Origin of the sequence: Aurantibacter sp., assembly GCF_042094015.1 — a bacterium.
Taxonomy (GTDB): Bacteria; Bacteroidota; Bacteroidia; order Flavobacteriales; family Flavobacteriaceae; genus Aurantibacter.
The window spans coordinates 25,220-43,509 of sequence record NZ_JBELDZ010000012.1; the positions used below are offsets into that span (position 1 = coordinate 25,220).

At 29.5% G+C, this 18,290-nt stretch carries 17 protein-coding genes; 13 read left to right on the top strand and 4 right to left on the bottom strand.

The window, feature by feature from the left end; all coding sequences use genetic code 11:
* The first annotated feature begins 112 nt into the window (after positions 1–112).
* The 11 genes from ACFDSN_RS03260 to ACFDSN_RS03310 all read left to right on the top strand — a co-directional run bounded on the left by ACFDSN_RS03260 (position 113) and on the right by ACFDSN_RS03310 (position 10,735).
* Positions 113–1,030, top strand: a complete 918-nt coding sequence (locus ACFDSN_RS03260; protein ID WP_375238393.1) for a bifunctional riboflavin kinase/FAD synthetase — start codon at positions 113–115, stop codon at positions 1,028–1,030.
* Positions 1,020–2,336 (top strand): HTTM domain-containing protein, encoded by a 1,317-nt coding sequence (locus ACFDSN_RS03265; RefSeq protein WP_375238394.1) that lies wholly within the window; start codon positions 1,020–1,022, stop codon positions 2,334–2,336. Before ACFDSN_RS03260 ends, ACFDSN_RS03265 begins: the two co-directional genes overlap by 11 nt.
* A gap of 186 nt (positions 2,337–2,522) precedes the next feature.
* Positions 2,523–3,794 (top strand): serine--tRNA ligase, encoded by a 1,272-nt coding sequence (gene serS, locus ACFDSN_RS03270; protein WP_375238395.1) that lies wholly within the window; start codon positions 2,523–2,525, stop codon positions 3,792–3,794.
* Between the two features lie 124 nt (positions 3,795–3,918).
* The gene (locus ACFDSN_RS03275; RefSeq protein ID WP_375238396.1) at positions 3,919–5,715 is read left to right on the top strand and encodes a tetratricopeptide repeat protein; all 1,797 of its coding nucleotides are present in this window, start codon (positions 3,919–3,921) and stop codon (positions 5,713–5,715) included.
* A 100-nt stretch (positions 5,716–5,815) separates the two neighbouring features.
* Positions 5,816–6,142, top strand: a complete 327-nt coding sequence (locus tag ACFDSN_RS03280) for a DUF4286 family protein (RefSeq protein ID WP_375238397.1) — start codon at positions 5,816–5,818, stop codon at positions 6,140–6,142.
* Positions 6,143–6,182: 40 nt separating this feature from the next.
* On the top strand, positions 6,183–7,019 hold the full coding sequence (gene rsmA, locus ACFDSN_RS03285) for a 16S rRNA (adenine(1518)-N(6)/adenine(1519)-N(6))-dimethyltransferase RsmA (protein WP_375238398.1): 837 nt from the start codon (positions 6,183–6,185) through the stop codon (positions 7,017–7,019).
* Positions 7,020–7,022: 3 nt separating this feature from the next.
* Positions 7,023–8,393 carry a magnesium transporter gene (gene mgtE, locus ACFDSN_RS03290; protein ID WP_375238399.1) on the top strand — a complete coding sequence of 457 codons (1,371 nt, stop codon included), beginning with the start codon at positions 7,023–7,025 and terminating at the stop codon, positions 8,391–8,393.
* Between the two features lie 79 nt (positions 8,394–8,472).
* Positions 8,473–9,411, top strand: coding sequence for a 2-hydroxyacid dehydrogenase (locus tag ACFDSN_RS03295; RefSeq protein ID WP_375238400.1), 939 nt, complete (start codon positions 8,473–8,475; stop codon positions 9,409–9,411).
* 26 nt (positions 9,412–9,437) lie between these two features.
* The gene (locus ACFDSN_RS03300) at positions 9,438–9,893 is read left to right on the top strand and encodes a DUF1801 domain-containing protein (protein WP_375238401.1); all 456 of its coding nucleotides are present in this window, start codon (positions 9,438–9,440) and stop codon (positions 9,891–9,893) included.
* A 6-nt stretch (positions 9,894–9,899) separates the two neighbouring features.
* A complete protein-coding gene (locus ACFDSN_RS03305; protein WP_375238402.1) occupies positions 9,900–10,286 on the top strand; it encodes a VOC family protein in 387 nt (128 codons plus the stop codon).
* A gap of 35 nt (positions 10,287–10,321) precedes the next feature.
* Positions 10,322–10,735: a TM2 domain-containing protein gene (locus tag ACFDSN_RS03310; protein ID WP_375238403.1), complete on the top strand. Its 414-nt coding sequence runs from the start codon at positions 10,322–10,324 to the stop codon at positions 10,733–10,735.
* A gap of 18 nt (positions 10,736–10,753) precedes the next feature.
* On the opposite strand, the gene ACFDSN_RS03315 is transcribed toward ACFDSN_RS03310, so the two are convergent.
* The 4 genes from ACFDSN_RS03315 to ACFDSN_RS03330 are packed head-to-tail and all read right to left on the bottom strand — an operon-like array spanning position 10,754 to position 15,332.
* Positions 10,754–11,791: a carboxypeptidase-like regulatory domain-containing protein gene (locus ACFDSN_RS03315; protein WP_375238404.1), complete on the bottom strand. Its 1,038-nt coding sequence runs from the start codon at positions 11,789–11,791 to the stop codon at positions 10,754–10,756.
* Positions 11,781–13,592 (bottom strand): GNAT family N-acyltransferase, encoded by a 1,812-nt coding sequence (locus tag ACFDSN_RS03320; protein WP_375238405.1) that lies wholly within the window; start codon positions 13,590–13,592, stop codon positions 11,781–11,783. The genes ACFDSN_RS03315 and ACFDSN_RS03320 overlap by 11 nt, the downstream gene beginning before the upstream one ends.
* 7 nt (positions 13,593–13,599) lie before the next feature.
* A complete protein-coding gene (locus ACFDSN_RS03325; protein WP_375238406.1) occupies positions 13,600–14,850 on the bottom strand; it encodes an aspartate kinase in 1,251 nt (416 codons plus the stop codon).
* Positions 14,851–14,852: 2 nt separating this feature from the next.
* On the bottom strand, positions 14,853–15,332 hold the full coding sequence (locus tag ACFDSN_RS03330; protein WP_375238407.1) for a GNAT family N-acetyltransferase: 480 nt from the start codon (positions 15,330–15,332) through the stop codon (positions 14,853–14,855).
* A 119-nt stretch (positions 15,333–15,451) separates the two neighbouring features.
* Between ACFDSN_RS03330 and fbp the strand changes: the two genes are divergently transcribed.
* A complete protein-coding gene (gene fbp / locus ACFDSN_RS03335) occupies positions 15,452–16,447 on the top strand; it encodes a class 1 fructose-bisphosphatase (RefSeq protein ID WP_375238408.1) in 996 nt (331 codons plus the stop codon).
* Between the two features lie 34 nt (positions 16,448–16,481).
* Positions 16,482–18,248 carry a 1-deoxy-D-xylulose-5-phosphate synthase gene (dxs, locus tag ACFDSN_RS03340; protein WP_375238409.1) on the top strand — a complete coding sequence of 589 codons (1,767 nt, stop codon included), beginning with the start codon at positions 16,482–16,484 and terminating at the stop codon, positions 18,246–18,248.
* The last annotated feature ends 42 nt before the right edge of the window (positions 18,249–18,290 follow it).

Consider the following 18,290-nt stretch of genomic DNA (forward strand, 5'->3'; position numbering starts at 1 on the left):
TAGATTACGTTAAATATTTCTTAAAAATACAAAAAAACATAGTATAAAATAGAATCTAAAAAAATCTTCTTAATCAATATTACTTTTTTACTTTTGCATTAAACTGTTTTACTTGAATTTTAATACTAAAATACCTCAACCTTCTGTAGTTACCATTGGTACTTTTGATGGTGTTCATTTTGGACATCAAAAAATTATTAGTAGATTAATTTCTGTTGCTAAAACTAAAAATCTAGCATCAGTTTTATTGACATTCTTTCCGCATCCACGAATGGTTTTACAAAAAGATTCTGATATTAAATTAATAAACACCTTAGCTGAAAAAGACCATATTTTAAAAGGTTTAGGCTTGTCTAACTTAGTTGTCAATAAATTCACAAAAGACTTTTCTAGATTAACGGCTGAAGATTTCGTGAAAGATATTTTAGTAAAACAACTTAATGCTAAACACGTTATTATTGGTTACGATCATCATTTTGGCAGAAACCGAAGTGCTAACATAACTGATTTAAAACGTTTTGGAGAACAATTTAACTTTACAGTTGAAGAAATTTCGGCTCAAGACATTAATGAAGTTTCAGTAAGTTCCACAAAAATTAGAAAAGCACTTTTAGAAGGAGATATTGATATTGCAAACCAATATCTAAATTACAACTTCATGCTTAATGGAACAGTAATTAGAGGAAAAGGTATTGGTAAAACCATACAATTTCCTACTGCAAATATTAAAATTTATGAAACCTATAAGTTAATTCCTAAAGATGGTGTTTATGTTATAGAATCAACCATAGACAATAAAACTGTTTTTGGAATGATGAATATAGGCAATAACCCAACAGTTAATGGCATCTCTAAAAGTATTGAAGTTCATTTTTTTGATTTAAATGAAGATTTATACGGTAAAGATCTTACTATAGAAATTTTAAAACGTATAAGAGACGAAAAGAAATATGAATCTTTAAACGAACTTAAAACACAATTAAAAAAAGATCAAAAAACTGCTAAAACATTTATTAAAAATGTTAGATAAATTCTTATTTAAACAAATAGATAATTCTTCTCTAATTGTATTTAGAGTAATTTTTGGATTATTATGTTTTTTAGAATCTGTTGGGGCTATTTTTACTGGCTGGGTAAAAAAAACGTTAATAGATCCCGAATTTACTTTCAACTTTATTGGATTAGATTTTTTGCAACCTTTGCCAGGAAACTGGATGTACGCCTATTATGTAATTATGGGCCTTTTTGGACTTGGTATTATGTTAGGTTACAAATACAGACTAAGTATTATTAGCTTTACTATTATGTGGTCTGCTACGTATTTTATGCAGAAAGCTTCTTACAATAACCATTATTACTTACTTATATTATTATGTGGAATTATGGCTATTCTTCCGGCTAATAAATACGCGTCTATAGATGTTAAAACCAAACCTAGCCTAAAGTCTATTTCTATGCCAAGTTGGTGTAAATGGATTTTTGTAATTCAGTTATTTATAGTTTACACTTATGCTTCTGTTGCTAAAATATACCCAGATTGGTTAGACCTAACAACTCCTAAGCTTTTAATGGAAGGCAAAAGACATCTACCAATTATTGGTGAGTTTCTTCAAAACGATTTTATGCCTTACTTGGTAGGTTATGGCGGCATTCTTTATGATGGTTTAATTATCCCATTACTACTATTTAAACCAACAAGGAAACTTGCCTTTTATGGGTCGTTGTTTTTTCATTTATTTAACTCGATTGTTTTTCAAGTTGGAATATTTCCTTTTTTAGCTTTAGCTTTTAGTTTATTCTTTTTTGAGTCTAAAAAAATTAGAAATATCTTTTTGAAAAAGAAAACTCTTTATACTGGAAACGAAATTTCTGTAAAATCCTACAAGCTAATTTTAATTGGTTTAGGATTAGTTTATTTTACAATACAAATAATACTTCCTGTTAGACATCATTTTATAAAGGACAATGTTTTGTGGACCGAGGAAGGACACAGATTGTCTTGGCGAATGATGTTACGCTCAAAACAAGGTGCTACGTTTTATAAAATTAAAAATCACACCAAAGACTCTACCTTTAGAGTTAATTTAAATGATTACTTAACAAGAAAGCAACAACGCTTAGCAAGTACAAAACCAGATGTTATGTGGCAGTTTTCTCAACATTTAAAAGAAGAACACAAACAGAAAGGTGATTCAATTTCAGTTTATATAACCAGTTCTTTAAGTGTAAATAGAAAAGCCTATAAGAAATTTACCAATCCTGATATTGATATTGCTAATCAAGAATGGAATTATTTTGGACATGCAAGTTGGCTATTACCATACAACTCCAATTAAATTAGAGAATTACTATTCCTAAACACAAAAAACTTACTATTTTTACAGCAAATAAACTAAACCATTTGCGTTAAGGATTGATACGCTATCCTTATTTATTGTTTTTTCTACAATAAATAAGATTTAACGGAAAACCTGACCTTTTTGTCATTAAACGCAAAATGGTAACGCTATAAATAACAAGAAATGTTACAAGTACCTTTTATTAAAGAAAATAAAGACAAAGTTATTGCTCGTCTAGCTGTTAGAAATATAGATGCTACGGAAATGATTGAAAGCGTAATTACTTTAGATGAAAAACGTAAAGCAATCCAAACTGAATTAGATAACACATTAGCAGAATCTAATAAATTATCTAAAGAAATTGGTATGCTTTTTAAGTCTGGTAAAGGTGTAGAAGCTAATGTACTTAAAGATCAAACTGTTGCTTTAAAGGAGACTTCTAAAACATTATCTGATGATTTAGCGAGTACGACAGACCAATTAAATAGTCTTTTATATAAAATTCCAAACGTACCACACGATTCTGTTCCTACAGGAAAAACAGATGAAGATAACGAGGAAACTTTTAGAGAAGGAGATATTCCAACTTTACATAATGCAGCAAAACCACATTGGGAATTAGCTAAAGATTATAACATTATTGATTTTGAATTAGGTAACAAAATTACTGGTGCTGGTTTTCCAGTTTATATAGGTAAAGGCGCAAGATTACAACGTGCTTTAATTGCTTATTTTTTAGACAAAAACACAGCTGCTGGTTATACAGAATATCAATTACCACATTTAATTAACGAAGCTTCTGGTCTTGGAACCGGTCAATTACCAGATAAAGAAGGGCAAATGTACCACGTAACTGGAGATAATTTATACTTAATTCCTACTGCAGAAGTTCCAGGAACTAACATTTTTAGAGACACTTTAGTTAACGAAGCAGATTTACCTATTACAATTACAGGTTATACACCTTGTTTTAGACGTGAAGCTGGTAGTTATGGCGCACACGTTAGAGGTTTAAATAGATTACATCAGTTTGATAAGGTTGAAATTATACGTGTAGAACATCCCGATAATTCTTTTAAAGCCCTAGAAAGTATGGTAGAACATATTCAAGGTATTTTAAAGGAATTAGAATTGCCTTACCGTATTTTAAGACTTTGCGGCGGAGATTTAACGTTTACATCGGTTTTAACTATGGACTTTGAAGTATTTTCTGCCGCACAAGAAAAATGGCTAGAAGTTTCTAGTGTTTCTAACTTTGAAACGTATCAAGCCAACAGATTAAAATTACGTTTCAAAAATACAGATGGTAAAAACGAATTTGCTCATACTTTAAATGGAAGCTCTTTAGCTTTACCAAGAATTTTAGCGAGTATTTTGGAAAACTATCAAACTCCAGAAGGTATAAAAGTACCAAAAGCACTAATTCCTTATACTGGATTTGATATTATAAACTAGTTAGAATTGTCCGTTAGAGCGTAGTCGAGAACTAAATAATAAATTTAAAAAAATGCCTGAAAAAATTCAGGCATTTTTTTTGCACTAACAATTAGTATATTTACATTAAATTCTATTTTAATATATGCGTTGGCTTTTATTTTTACTATTAAGTTTTTCTATATCTACATTAGCACAAAATGATGCATTGGGTAAAGAATATGTAAAAACTGGCGAATTTGAAAAGGCTATTATTATTTATAAAAAGCTTTATAAAAAAAGCCCAACAAGTAGTTATATTATTGAGCAATTAGTAAATTGTCATCAAGAATTAAAACAATACAAAGAGGCTGAAACTATTATTTTAGCACGATTACAACGTTCTTATTATCCGCCAAGTTTTATAGATTTAGGAAGGAATTACGATTTACAAAAAGATACAATTAATGCAAATCTAAATTACCAAAAAGCAATAAAATCTATAGAAAAAAAAGGAGCTTACGCTTACACTTTAGGTAATAAATTTGAAAAATTTTCTTTACTAGAAGAAGCTAAAACATTATATGAAAGAGCAATGGAATTATATCCTGCTAAAGACTATAATATGCAATTAGCACGTATTTATGGCGAGCAAGGCAATATTGAAAAGATGTTTGCTAGTTACTTAAACCTAGCGTTAGAAAGGGCAAATTATAGAGACCAAATAAAGCGATATATTTCAGATTTTATTACAGAAAATAATGAAGACAAAAACAATGTTTCATTAAAAAAAATCTTGTTAAAAAATCTACAAACTAAGCCTCATTTATTTTGGAGCGAAATGTTAAGTTGGTTATTTATTCAGCAAAAAGATTATAAAAAAGCGTTTGCACAAGAAAAAGCCATTTATAAGAGAAGCATAAATAATCCTGATGCTACTACAAACCCTTTAAACAGATTAATAGAGTTAGGATTAATTACTCAAAATCAAAATGAACCAGAGATTGCTGTTACTATTTTCACGTTTATTAAAGAAAACGTACAAGATCCAATTATACAACTTACTGCAGATAAATACATACTGGAATTAAAAACAAGTATTGCTTCTAAAAAGGATTATCCAAAAATTAAAGAAGATTATGAAGTTATTCTTTTAGACAATAGGTTTCCAAACGAAATGTCTGATCTTAAAATTAACTATGCGCATTTTTTAGCCTTCTATTTAGAAGATACAAAAACAGCTACTAAACTGCTAAAAAAAGCTCTTAAAGAGCCATTAAGCAAAGAAAAAAATGCTAAAGTAAAAATGGAGTTAGGAGATATTCTAGTGTTTCAAGAAAAATTTAACGAAGCCTTAATTTACTATACACAAATTCAGCGATCTCTAAAAAATAGCACATTATCTCAAACAGCACGTTTTAAAGTAGCAAAAACAAGTTATTATAAAGGCGATTTTATTTGGGCAGAAAGTCAGTTAAAAATTTTAAAAACATCCGTATCTCAATTAACTGCAAACGATGCTTTAGACCTAAAATTATTAATTAGTGACAACAAGCAAGACGATAGCTTACAAGTAGCACTAAACCAATATGCAAAAGCTGATTTACTTGCGTTTCAAAACAAACCCGAACAAGCTATTGCAATTCTTGAACAAATTAAAATAGTACATAAAACAAAAAGTATCATTCCTCAAACACTATTAAAGCAAGCGCAATTGTTTGAAAAAACAAAAAAATACCAAGATGCTAAAAATAACTACAAATTCTTAATAGATAATTTCAAGAATAGTATTTTAATGGACAATGCACTTTATAATTTAGCTTTAATAGATTTAAAGTTTTTAAACTTACCTGAAGAGGCAAAAAAAGGCTTCGAAACCATTATTTTTGAACATTCGTATAGTAGCTATACATCTGAAGCCAGAAAACAATATCGTTTTTTAAGAGGAGATAATGTTAAATAAAAATCTACTGTTATAGAATAATAGTTTTCTAATTCAACTAAAAAATAAGCTTACCTTTGTAATTAGTCATCATCAATTATAATTCTTTTTAATACTACATATGCAAATTATATATAATGTTACGGTAAATATTGCAGACGAAGCTCATGACGAGTGGTTAATCTGGATTAAAGAACATATTCCACAAGTTTTAGGAACTGGTAAATTCTTAAAAGCCACAATGACTAAAGTATTAGTTGAAGAAGATTTAGGCGGACAAACTTATTCTATTCAATACAGATCTTATTCTAGAGAAGCTTTAGATGCTTACTACAAAGAAGATGCAGATAGATTAAAAGCAGATGGATTAAAACGTTTTGCAGATAAAATGTTAGCTTTTAGAACAGAACTAGAAGTTGTAGATGAATATAATGTAGATTTTAAGTAAATCTTAATTCATCTAAAAAAACCATTTAAAGGTTTAAGAAATGGCAAAGAAGACATTTAAAAAGAACACTAAAAAGCCTCACGACCCAAATTCTGTGAGAGCTAAAAAATTTCTTGGGCAACATTTTTTAGAAGACGAAACTGTAGCACAACGTATTGCGGAAGCTTTAACAGGAAAGGGTTATAAAAACGTTTTAGAAATTGGCCCAGGAATGGGAGTTTTAACCAAATATTTATTAGACAATAAAAACTTTACAACCTATGTTGTAGAAATTGATACAGAAAGTGTAGATTACCTAAAAGCTAATTACTTAAACTTATCTTCAAGAATTCTTGAAGAAGACTTTTTAAAGTATGATGTCTCTAAAACTTTTAACGACGAACAATTTGCAATAAGCGGGAATTTCCCTTACAATATTTCAACTCAAATTGTATTTAAAACTTTAGAATTAAGACAACAAATTCCTGAATTTTCTGGAATGTTTCAAAAAGAAGTAGCACAACGTATTTGTAGTAAAGAAGGTTCTAAAGTTTACGGTATTTTATCGGTTTTAGCTCAAGCTTTTTATGATGCCGAATATTTATTTACTGTGCCGCCAGAAGTTTTTAATCCGCCACCAAAAGTAGATTCTGGTGTGCTACGCTTAACTCGTAAACAAGATTATAGTTTGCCGTGTAGCGAAAAATTATTTTTTAGAGTTGTAAAATCTGCATTTATGCATAGAAGAAAAACACTAAGAAACAGTTTAAAACCATTGGAATTATCAGATAATTTAAGAGAAGATACTATATTTGCAAAGCGTCCAGAACAATTAAGCGTTCAAGACTTTATAGACTTAACCGTTATTATAGAAAAAGATTTACAAGAACAAGCATAAATCGTGACTACAGAAAATCAAAACATACAATTTCAATTAACCGATGAGCTTATCAATCAAGTTGTAGCATTAGTTGCTGCAAAAAACGATAAAGCGCTTCAGGAAGTATTGTCTGATTTTCATTACGCAGATATTGCAGAAATCTTAGACGAAACCAACTTAGACGATGCTATTTATATTATAAAACTATTAGATTCTGAAACAACTTCGGATATCTTAATGGAATTAGATGAAGACATTCGTGAAAAAGTTTTAGAAAGATTATCTGCAAAAGAAATTGCGGAAGAAATAGAAGAGTTAGATACAGATGATGCTGCTGATATTTTAGCCGAACTATCTGAAGAACGCCAAGAACAAGTCATAAATAAAATTGAAGATGAAGAGCATAAAGCCGAAATTGAAGAGCTTTTAACTTATGATGATAATGTTGCTGGTGGACTTATGGCAAAAGAATTAGTAAAAGTCTACGAAACTTGGACAGTTGCAGGTTGCTTACGTAAAATTCGTGGACAAGCACAAGAAGTAAAACGCGTACATTCCATTTACGTAGTAGATAAACAAGAGCGCTTAATAGGTAGATTATCTTTAAAAGATTTAATTATAGCCAAAAGCGAGCAGAAAATTGCCGAAATATTCATCTCAAACGTAGATAGCGTAAACGTAATAGATGATGTCGAAGACGTTGCAAAAGTAATGGCTAAATATGATTTAGAAGCTATTCCTGTTGTAGATAACCACAAAACACTTTTAGGTCGTATTACCATTGATGATATTGTAGATGTTATAAAAGAAGAAGCTGATAAAGATTACCAACTAGCAGCTGGTATTTCTCAAGATGTAGAAGCAGATGATAGTATTTTAGAATTAACAAGAGCACGATTACCTTGGCTGTTTTTAGGGCTTTTAGGTGGAATTGGTGCTTTTATAATTATGGAAGGTTTTCAAGAATCTTTTAGTCAATATGCTATATTATTTTTCTTCACGCCACTAATTGCTGCTATGGCAGGAAATGTTGGTGTACAATCTAGTGCCATTATAGTTCAAGGTTTAGCTAATGACGATGTGCGTGGAAGTGTAAATAGTAGATTAATTAAAGAAATGCTTTTAGCAGCCTTAAATGGGATTATTTTAGCTGTATTTTTATTTTTATTTGTTTGGATTTACATTAAAGAAATAGATAAAGCAATTGCTATATCTGTCTCTTTAGTTGCTGTTATTATAATAGCTGGTTTAATTGGTACATTTGTACCATTCTTTCTAAATAAACGAGGTATTGATCCTGCAATAGCAACAGGTCCATTTATTACAACAAGTAACGATATTTTAGGGATTCTTCTTTACTTTTGGATTGCTAAATTAATTTTAGGCATCTAAAACACAGCCATAAAACAACTAGTTTTAAAGCTGTTACTTTTTTAACTACATTTATCCTTCAAAACATTTCAATTAAATAATGAAAATCCTTCATATAGATTCTAATCACGATTTAATGCTAAAGCAATTAAATACATTAGGGTTTACAAATCATACAGATTATACCTCAACTAAAGAAGCTATTTTAAATAAAATTCAGAATTATCAAGGTGTAATTATAAGAAGTCGTTTTAGTATAGATAAAGATTTTTTAGATGCAGCAATCAACTTAAAGTTTATTGGTCGTGTTGGAGCAGGATTAGAGAATATAGATTGTGAGTATGCAGAGTCTAAAGGTATAAAACTTATTGCTGCACCAGAAGGAAATCGTAATGCTGTAGGAGAACACAGTTTAGCAATGTTATTAAGTTTATTCAACAAGCTTAATAAAGCAGATAAAGAAATTAGAAATGGAAAATGGTTACGCGAAAATAATCGTGGTATAGAATTAGACGGAAAAACAGTCGGTTTAATTGGTTATGGCAATATGGGAAAAGCTTTTGCTAAAAAACTAAGAGGTTTCGACGTAGAGGTTTTGTGTTACGATTTAAAGTCAAATATGAGCGATGTTAACTGTAAACAAGTTTCTTTAAAAGAACTGCAAGAAAAAGTTGATATTTTAAGCCTACATACTCCACAAACTGAATTAACCATAAATATGGTAAATCAAGATTTTATTAACGGATTTAAAAAACCATTCTGGTTAATAAATACAGCTCGTGGAAAAAGTGTAGTAACTAAAGATTTAGTTTCGGCCTTAAAAAAAGAAAAAATTCTTGGTGCAGGATTAGATGTTTTAGAATATGAACAAGCTTCGTTTGAAAACCTGTTTGTTACTAATAAAATACCAGAAGCTTTCAAATATTTAATAGAAGCAGAAAACATCTTATTATCCCCTCATGTTGCAGGTTGGACTTCAGAAAGTAAAGAAAAACTAGCACAAACTATAGTAGATAAAATTAAAGCAGAATTTTGTTAACTTTATAGCTATTAAAAACTAGCAAAATGACATCTAAAGCAACGTCTCCAGAAGATTATATAAAAGAAGCGCCTCAAGAAAGACAATTCTTTTTAAATAAGCTTCGTAATACTATAAAAAATAACTTGCCAAAAGGTTTCCAAGAATGTATGCAATACGGAATGATTGGTTATGTTGTTCCTCATAGTATTTATCCAGACGGCTACCATTGTAATCCAGAAATGCCATTGCCATTTATGAGTTTTGCATCTCAGAAAAACTCAATAAATTTATATCATTCTGGTATTTATGCTATTCCAGAAATTCACGATTGGTTTATTACAGAATACCCAAAACACTGCAAACGCAAACCAGATATGGGGAAAAGTTGTATTAGATTTAAAAAGCCAGAAGAAATCCCATTTGAATTGATAGTTGAATTGTGCCAAAAACTATCTATTCAAGATTGGATTGAAACTTATGAAAAGACCTTAAAAAAATAATACATTATGAAAAAAAGAGTAACAGGAATTGGTGGACTATTTTTTAAGAGCGAAGATCCAAAAGCATCAAAAGAATGGTATAACAAACATTTAGGTTTTAATACAGACGATTATGGCTCTACCTTTTGGTGGAAAGATAAAGAAGACAAAGATTGCTCTACACAATGGAGCCCTTTTAAAGATGACACAACATATTTTGAGCCTTCTAAAAAAGAATTTATGTTTAATTATCGTGTAGAGAATTTAGTAGAACTATTAGAAACACTAAAGAATGAAGGTGTAACTATTGTGGGGAAAATGGAAGAATATGATTACGGTAAGTTTGGATGGATTTTAGATAATGAAGGCAATAAAATAGAACTTTGGGAACCAATAGATAAAGTTTTTAAATAAAATTCTTTACTTTTAAACAAATAAAAAACAACAAAATGTCAAACGATAATAAGAATTTAAGCGATGATCTTAACGATATGTTAGGAGATGCAAAAGAATCTGCAAAAAAAGCGGCAAATAAAGCTACAGAATTTGCTAACGAAGCAAAAGAATCAGCTAGTGAGTTTTCTAAAAGCGCACAAGAAACATTTAATTCTACCGAAAACAAAAAAGTTTTAACAGGTGTTTTAGGAATTTTATTTGGTGGATTAGGAATTCACAAGTTTGTTTTAGGTTATAACAAAGAAGGTATAATTTTAGTGATTTTATGCATTTTAGGCTTTTTAACTTGTGGAATAACTTCTGCGTTATCTGGACTAATTGGATTAATTGAAGGCATTATATATTTAACAAAATCAGATGAAGAGTTTTACAATACCTACCAAGTAGGAAAAAAAGCCTGGTTTTAAACTTTTCTATTATAAGACTTAGTTAGGATAGTAGTTATTTGGTAACATTGTAGACAATCTACTGTTACCAAATCTACCTCCAAAAATAATTTTATCTACAGGAGAATGTATTCCAAAATCGTCTATAAAAAACGTTTTATCTTCATCTTGTATTAATAATGCGGACTGCTCAATTATATTATACCTAATCACTACTTTATTCTCTTGAAGTAATTTAACCTTAACCAGATCTTCATTTTTTATAATTTCAAAAACAGTTTCTACATTAGTATTAAAATATAATTCAGAATCTCTTGCAGGTGCTTTTATAAAAAACTTAAAACCAAATTTATCTGTTTCATTTGTAGATAATACTCTCATAAAGTGAAGTAACGATCCAAAATAACTTTTCTCTCTTGCTTTTATATATTTAGATTTCACTTTTTTAACACTAAGCTCTTCAAACCTTGAAGTTCCTGAATAAAAAACAGTTTTTACGCCTCGAAAACAATTTAAACAGTTTGTAAATGTTACTTCAAAATCAACTAAATCATAATAAACTTTATATCCTAAAGCTTTATTTATAATAATTATTGGTTCGTTTGTAGATGCATATAATTGATTGTTAGATTTACTATATACTAGTTTTATAACATCTTCATTCTTAATTTCACATTTTAAAGTGGCTTTATCAGAACCTAAAAATTGTCTTCTAAAAATATTTAATTTTTTCTGTCTAGACCAATCATCAAATAAGACAACTTCATCTAAAGATGTTTCTTTTTCAATTAAATTATATGTAGTATTTTGTTTAAGAGAAGTACTATTTATAGTTAGGGTTTGGTATCCCACAAAACTAATAACTAATAAACTTTTAGTGTTTTTATTATCTGGAAGTTCTATCGAAAAAAAACCTTCACTATTTGTTATTGTTCCAATAGTAGTACCATCAAAATATACAGAAACTGTTTCTAAAGGCTCACTTGTAATTGCATCTAAAACTTTACCTTGATAGGTCTGAGATTGAATAAACTGACTTAATAAAATTAAAAAAAATACAAAAACTCTAGTCTTCACTTTGCCCTGAAAATTTACGCTCTAATTCCGCTTGAAACTCTTCCATAACTGGTCTTACTGTACTTTCTGGCAAGTCTGTTACTTTAATATACATTAAGCCGTCTACAGCATTATTAAATAATGGATCTACATTAAACCCAACTAATCTACAGTTTTGTTTAATATACTTTTTAAGAAGTACAGGCAATCTTAATGCGCCTGGCTCTATTTCGTCTATAACTTTATCAAATTTATTTAAATCGGCTTCTGTTGCATCAAAAACAAAATCTTTATCTGCATCGTTAAGTTTAACTTTAAATTCTTTTTTAGGATGAACGTATTGTGCTATGTATGGATCATAATAATGAGATTTCATAAACTCAATCATTAACGATTTAGAAAAATTAGAGAACTGATTACTTATACTTACGCCTCCAATTAAATATTTATGTTCTGGATAACGTAATGTAGTGTGTACAATACCTTTCCACATTAAAAATAAAGGCATTGGTTTTTGCTGATATTCTTTAGTAATAAATGCACGACCAAGTTCTAAAGACTCACTCATCATTTTATACAGTTCTGGCTCAAACCTAAATAAATCTTGTAAATAAAAACCATCTATTCCAAAACGTTTAAATATTTGAGCACCTAAACCCATTCTGTATGCTCCAGCTAATTTATTAGCTTGGTTGTCCCATAAAAACATATGGTGATAATAACTATCAAACTTATCTAAATCTATTGCCTCGTTTGTTCCTTCTCCAACCTCGCGAAAGGTGATTTCACGTAAACGACCAATTTCATGTAATATCTTGGGAATATCATCTGCTGCTGCTAAATAAACATCGTAATTTTTACTTGTTAGTAATTTACAATCTTTTTGTTTTAACAATTCTACCTCTTTAATCATATCCTCCGTTTTTACTGGAGTTACAATTTTTTTAGGCGGTTTTACTGTTTTTAAACTTTGTGATAGTGTGGAAATAATTTTTTCTTTAGGCTCAAAAGCATTAGCTAACATGTATGTTTTTTTACGTAAAAACTCTGTAAAATCTGCTAGTTTCCCATGTTCATCTTGAGCCTTAACAGAAATAGGTTTCCCTATTCTAACCTTAATAACACGCCTTTTTTGAGTTAAAAGTTCAGAAGGTATTTTTGCTGTTCTAAATATATCACTGATTTTAGATAACTTGTAAAAAAGAGAACTGTTTTTAGCGTGAAAGTATATAGGTACTACGGGAACTTTTGCTTTTTGAACTAATTTCATTGCGGCTTCTTCCCAAGGTTTATCAACTACTAATTTTCCGTCGCGATAAGTTGATACTTCTCCGGCTGGAAAAATCCCTAATGGATGTCCATTTCTTAAATGTAAAATTGCGTTTTTAAAACCTGTAATACTAGATTTTGCATCCTTATGTTCTTCAAAAGGATTTACCGGCATTATATAAGGCTTTAAAGGCTCTATTCTATGTAATAAAAAATTAGCTATTATTTTAAAGTCTTCTCGTTGTTCTAGCATTAATTTTAATAACAATATGCCATCAATTCCTCCTAACGGATGATTAGAAATTGTAACATAAGCTCCATCTTTTGGTAAACGTTTTAAGTCTTCGTCTGGAATTTCAAATTTAATTTCAAACTCATCCAACAAACTATTCAAAAAAGTAAGGTTTTTTAAGTGTTTATGTTTGTTGTAGACTTTATTTAATGTAGATATTTTTAAAACCTTCATAAGTAACCAACCTACGAAAGTACCTATAAATCCGTATTTACCTAGATTTATGGCTTTTGCAACTTCTTTAGCTGATACTAATCCCATTGGTTCTTTATTTGGTCACAATTTGTACAGTCTCTTGAAATTGTTGTTTCAATAAAACCTTTTTATTTAATTCTAAATCTTTTATAACATTCTCATTAAAATGACGAATGGTATATAAATTGACATTTGGATGACAAGTTACTTTAAATTTGGCTTTTAAGTGTAATAATAATGCCTCTAGATTATTAAAAACATTTTCTACGCAAACTGAGAAACTAATAGCTGAGTTTTGAATAACATCAACTTTCATTTTATATGTTGCTAATAACGTAAAAATTTCACTAATATTTTCTTCAACTATATAAGAAAAATCTATTGTAGATATTGAAATTAAAATTTGATTCCTCTTTAAAATAAAACAAGGCATTAAAGGAGATATTACTTGTGTTTTATTTACAATAGTTCCATTGTTTTCTGGATTTAAAAAAGACTTTACGTGTAACGGAATTTCTTTTTGTTGTAGTGGTTGAAGTGTTTTTGGATGTATTACAGATGCACCATAAAAAGCTAATTCAATAGCTTCTGTATAAGATATGTTTTCTAACAGTTTAGTTTGTTCAAAATATCTAGGATCTGCGTTTAAAACGCCTGGCACATCTTTCCAGATTGTTACACTTTCTGCATTTAATGTGTACCCAAAAATGGCCGCAGTGTAATCGCTTCCTTCTCGACCTAAAGTAGTAGTGAAATTATTGGCATCGCTTCCTAAAAACCCTTGTGTTATATATAATGTGTTTTTAGAAATTGCAGTTTTAATTTGTTCTTGTGTTTTTCCCCAATTAACATTTGCTTTTCTATAATAATTATCTGTTTTTATTAGCGACCTAACATCTAACCATATATTATTTATATCAACTGTATTTAAATAAGTGCTAATTACCTTTGTAGATAATAACTCTCCAAATCCAATAATTTGATCATAAACAAAATTATAGTCGGGAGATTTGTTAGTTTTTAAAAATAGATTTAAATCTTTAAAAATAGATTTGACTGTTTTAAAAACATCATGAGAATCTGTTTTAAATAAATCTAACAAAATTGAATAATGGTAATTTTCTACTTTAGTAATAGCAGCAGATAATTCTACTTTATTATTAAAATAAGAATCTATAACTTGTTCTAAATCATTAGTGGTTTTACCCATTGCAGAAACAACAATTAACGTGTTTTTATATCCCGCATATTGCAACACTTTAACTAAATTCTTAATACCATTTGCATCTTTTACAGAAGCTCCACCAAATTTAAAAATTCTCATAACTACAGCTTCTCTAAATATTTCTGTATTCCTTGTTCATCTAATTGCACTAAATGCCAATCTTCTAAAATTTTAGCACCTCTGCTTTTATAAAAATTAATTGCTGGTGCATTCCAGTCTAAAACTTCCCAACTTACACGTCTTACTTTTAATTGTTTTCCTAATTTAACAACTTCATCTAATAATTTAGAACCTAAACCAGAACCTCTATACGCCTCTTTTACAACTAAATCTTCTAAATGAAGTGTTTTCCCTTTCCATGTAGAGTATCTAATATAAGTTAAAGCAATTCCAATTATATTTTTTTTATATGTTGCTACAAAACATTTAAAAATAGGATTAGCTCCAAATCCGTTATGTTGTAACTCTTCTACAGAAACAAAAACGGCATTAGGTTCTTTTTCAAATTCTGCTAATTCTTGAATTAAATCCAAAACTTGAGGCATATCATTTTTAGAAGCCATTCTAATTTCAAAATCCATGTGTTGTACTTTAATTTTTCAAATATAATTTAAAGTTAGTGTTTCTTAAACAGATTATTTCATGAAAACAATATAGTAAGCCAAAATTTATACGATATTTGTAAGAAATATTAATATTTATGACTTCTACTCCAAAAACCTTAGGTGAATTTATTATAGAAAATCAATCATCTTTTAAATATACTTCTGGAGAATTATCTCGTTTAATTAATTCAATTCGTTTAGCGGCAAAAGTTGTTAATCATGAAGTTAATAAGGCAGGATTAGTAGATATTATTGGAAATGCTGGAGACACTAATATTCAAGGCGAAGATCAGCAAAAACTAGACGTCTATGCCAACGAAAAATTTATTCAAACTCTTACAAAACGAAATATAGTTTGTGGAATAGCAAGCGAGGAAGAGGACGATTTTATTTCTATAAACAGTCAGGATAAAAATAACCAAAATAAATATGTAGTTTTAATTGATCCATTGGATGGGTCTAGCAATATAGATGTAAACGTATCAGTAGGAACAATATTTTCTATTTATAGAAGAGTTACTCCAGTTGGAACACCTGTAACAATAAATGATTTTTTACAAAAAGGAAGCGAACAAGTTGCTGCTGGTTATGTGGTTTATGGAACTTCTACTATGATTGTTTACACTACAGGACATGGCGTAAATGGATTTACCTTAAATCCTGCAATTGGAACGTTCTATTTATCTCACCCAAATATGGAGTTTCCTGAAAATGGAAATATTTATTCTGTAAACGAAGGTAATTATACACATTTTCCACAAGGAGTAAAAAATTACATTAAATATTGTCAAGAAGAAGAAGGAGATAGGCCATATACATCTAGATATATTGGTAGCTTAGTTTCAGATTTTCATAGAAATATGATTAAAGGTGGAATCTATTTTTATCCACAAACATCTAAAGATAAAAACGGAAAACTTAGATTGCTTTATGAATGTAACCCAATGGCTTTTATTGCAGAGCAAGCCAACGGAAAAGCTAGTAATGGAAAACAGAGAATTATGGATATTAAACCAACAGAATTACATGAGCGCGTTCCTTTTTTCTGTGGCAGTAAAAACATGGTAGAAAAAGCAGAGACTTTTATGTAGAAATTACATAATTAGAAATTCTATTACTTAAAATATGAATTACAAAATTTTAAATACCATTGAATTTCCTTCGGATTTAAAAAAATGTAATTCTGAAGAATTAATACAACTCAGTAAAGAGCTTAGGCATTTTATAATAAATATTGTTGCAACAAAAACTGGACATTTAGGTTCTAGTTTAGGTGTAATAGAACTTACTATTGCGCTCCACTATGTCTATAATACACCTAAAGATATACTTTTATGGGATGTTGGCCATCAAGCCTATGTTCATAAAATTTTAACCGGTAGAAAATCTATTTTTAATACCAACAGACAGTTTGGTGGTATTAGTGGTTTTCCTAAAATAAGTGAATCAGAATACGATAGCTTTGGTACTGGACATTCTTCTACCTCAATATCTGCCATTTTAGGAATGGCTATAGCTTCAAGAATAAAAAAAGAAATCAAAGAACATATTGCAATAATTGGAGATGCATCTATTGCTAGCGGAATGGCTTTTGAAGCTTTAAACCATGCTGGAGCAACAGATAATAATATTACTGTAATACTTAATGATAATGCTATCGGTATAGACCCAAGTGTTGGAGCGCTTAAAGAATATCTTACTAACGTAAAAAATAAATGTTCAGATAGAGACAATATATTTGAAGCTCTTAATTTTAAATATTTTGGTCCTATTGATGGTCATAATTTAAAATTAGTTATTTCTACTTTAAAAAAACTAAAAAAAATTAAAGGCCCTAAATTCCTTCATATAGTTACTACAAAAGGAAAAGGATTAAAACAAGCAGAAGAAAATCAAATTACATATCACGCTCCTGGTAAGTTCAATCCAAAAACAGGTGATATTGATAAAAAAAACTCAGCAAAATTACCGCCTAAATTTCAGGATGTATTTGGATTAACACTTTTAGAGCTAGCTAACCATAATGAAAAAATAGTAGGTATTACTCCTGCAATGCCTACTGGAAGCTCCTTAAAATATATGATGGATGCTTTTCCAAATCGTGCTTTCGATGTTGGAATTGCAGAGCAACATGCTGTTACTTTATCTGCTGGAATGGCTTCTCAAGGTTTAATTCCTTTTTGTACTATTTATTCTACCTTTTTACAACGTGCATTCGATCAGATTATTCACGATGTAGCTTTACAAAAACTACCAGTAATTTTCTGTGTTGATCGTGCTGGATTGGTAGGTGAAGATGGACCAACACACCATGGTGCATTCGATTTAAGTTATCTTAATTGTATTCCAAACTTAATAATTTTTGCTCCTAGAGATGAGATTGAATTAAGAAATATAATCTACACAGCTCAATTAGGTTTAAACCAACCAATTGCTATAAGATATCCAAGAGGTAGAGGCAGGATTTTAGATTGGAAACAGCCTTTCAAATCTATTCACATTGGAAAAGGAGAACAACTAACTAAAGGCTCCAAAATAGCTGTAATCTCTATTGGTACAATTGCTAAAAATGTGAATGATGCAATTATTTTAACTAACAGACAATCTGAAATTGCGCATTTTGACATAAAGTTTTTAAAGCCTCTAGACGAAGACATACTTCATCTAATATTTAAAGATTTTAAAAGTATTATCACTATAGAAGATAATTCAATAATTGGAGGATTAGCAACTTCTATTAGTTCTTTTGCGAGTAAAAACAATTACAAAAACATAATTCATTCACTAGGAATCCCAGATGATTTTATTGAACATGGAACTAATGAAGAGTTACAGAATCTTATTGGATTATCCCCAGAAAAAATAGCTGCTAAAATTAAATCTGTATACTAAAAAAGCAACCCTAATATTAGGGTTGCTTTTTTAGTATACAGA

Excerpts from the sequence above, each read along its gene's own strand:
- ACFDSN_RS03310 (WP_375238403.1), top strand. The coding sequence starts at position 10,322 with ATGTCAAACGATAATAAGAATTTAAGCGATGATCTTAACGATATGTTA.
- ACFDSN_RS03265 (WP_375238394.1), top strand. The coding sequence starts at position 1,020 with ATGTTAGATAAATTCTTATTTAAACAAATAGATAATTCTTCTCTAATT.
- serS (WP_375238395.1), top strand. The coding sequence starts at position 2,523 with ATGTTACAAGTACCTTTTATTAAAGAAAATAAAGACAAAGTTATTGCT.
- ACFDSN_RS03320 (WP_375238405.1), bottom strand. The coding sequence starts at position 13,592 with ATGGGATTAGTATCAGCTAAAGAAGTTGCAAAAGCCATAAATCTAGGT.
- ACFDSN_RS03275 (WP_375238396.1), top strand. The coding sequence starts at position 3,919 with ATGCGTTGGCTTTTATTTTTACTATTAAGTTTTTCTATATCTACATTA.
- ACFDSN_RS03300 (WP_375238401.1), top strand. The coding sequence starts at position 9,438 with ATGACATCTAAAGCAACGTCTCCAGAAGATTATATAAAAGAAGCGCCT.
- ACFDSN_RS03280 (WP_375238397.1), top strand. The coding sequence starts at position 5,816 with ATGCAAATTATATATAATGTTACGGTAAATATTGCAGACGAAGCTCAT.
- dxs (WP_375238409.1), top strand. The coding sequence starts at position 16,482 with ATGAATTACAAAATTTTAAATACCATTGAATTTCCTTCGGATTTAAAA.
- ACFDSN_RS03295 (WP_375238400.1), top strand. The coding sequence starts at position 8,473 with ATGAAAATCCTTCATATAGATTCTAATCACGATTTAATGCTAAAGCAA.
- fbp (WP_375238408.1), top strand. The coding sequence starts at position 15,452 with ATGACTTCTACTCCAAAAACCTTAGGTGAATTTATTATAGAAAATCAA.
- ACFDSN_RS03305 (WP_375238402.1), top strand. The coding sequence starts at position 9,900 with ATGAAAAAAAGAGTAACAGGAATTGGTGGACTATTTTTTAAGAGCGAA.
- rsmA (WP_375238398.1), top strand. The coding sequence starts at position 6,183 with ATGGCAAAGAAGACATTTAAAAAGAACACTAAAAAGCCTCACGACCCA.
- ACFDSN_RS03330 (WP_375238407.1), bottom strand. The coding sequence starts at position 15,332 with ATGGATTTTGAAATTAGAATGGCTTCTAAAAATGATATGCCTCAAGTT.
- ACFDSN_RS03325 (WP_375238406.1), bottom strand. The coding sequence starts at position 14,850 with ATGAGAATTTTTAAATTTGGTGGAGCTTCTGTAAAAGATGCAAATGGT.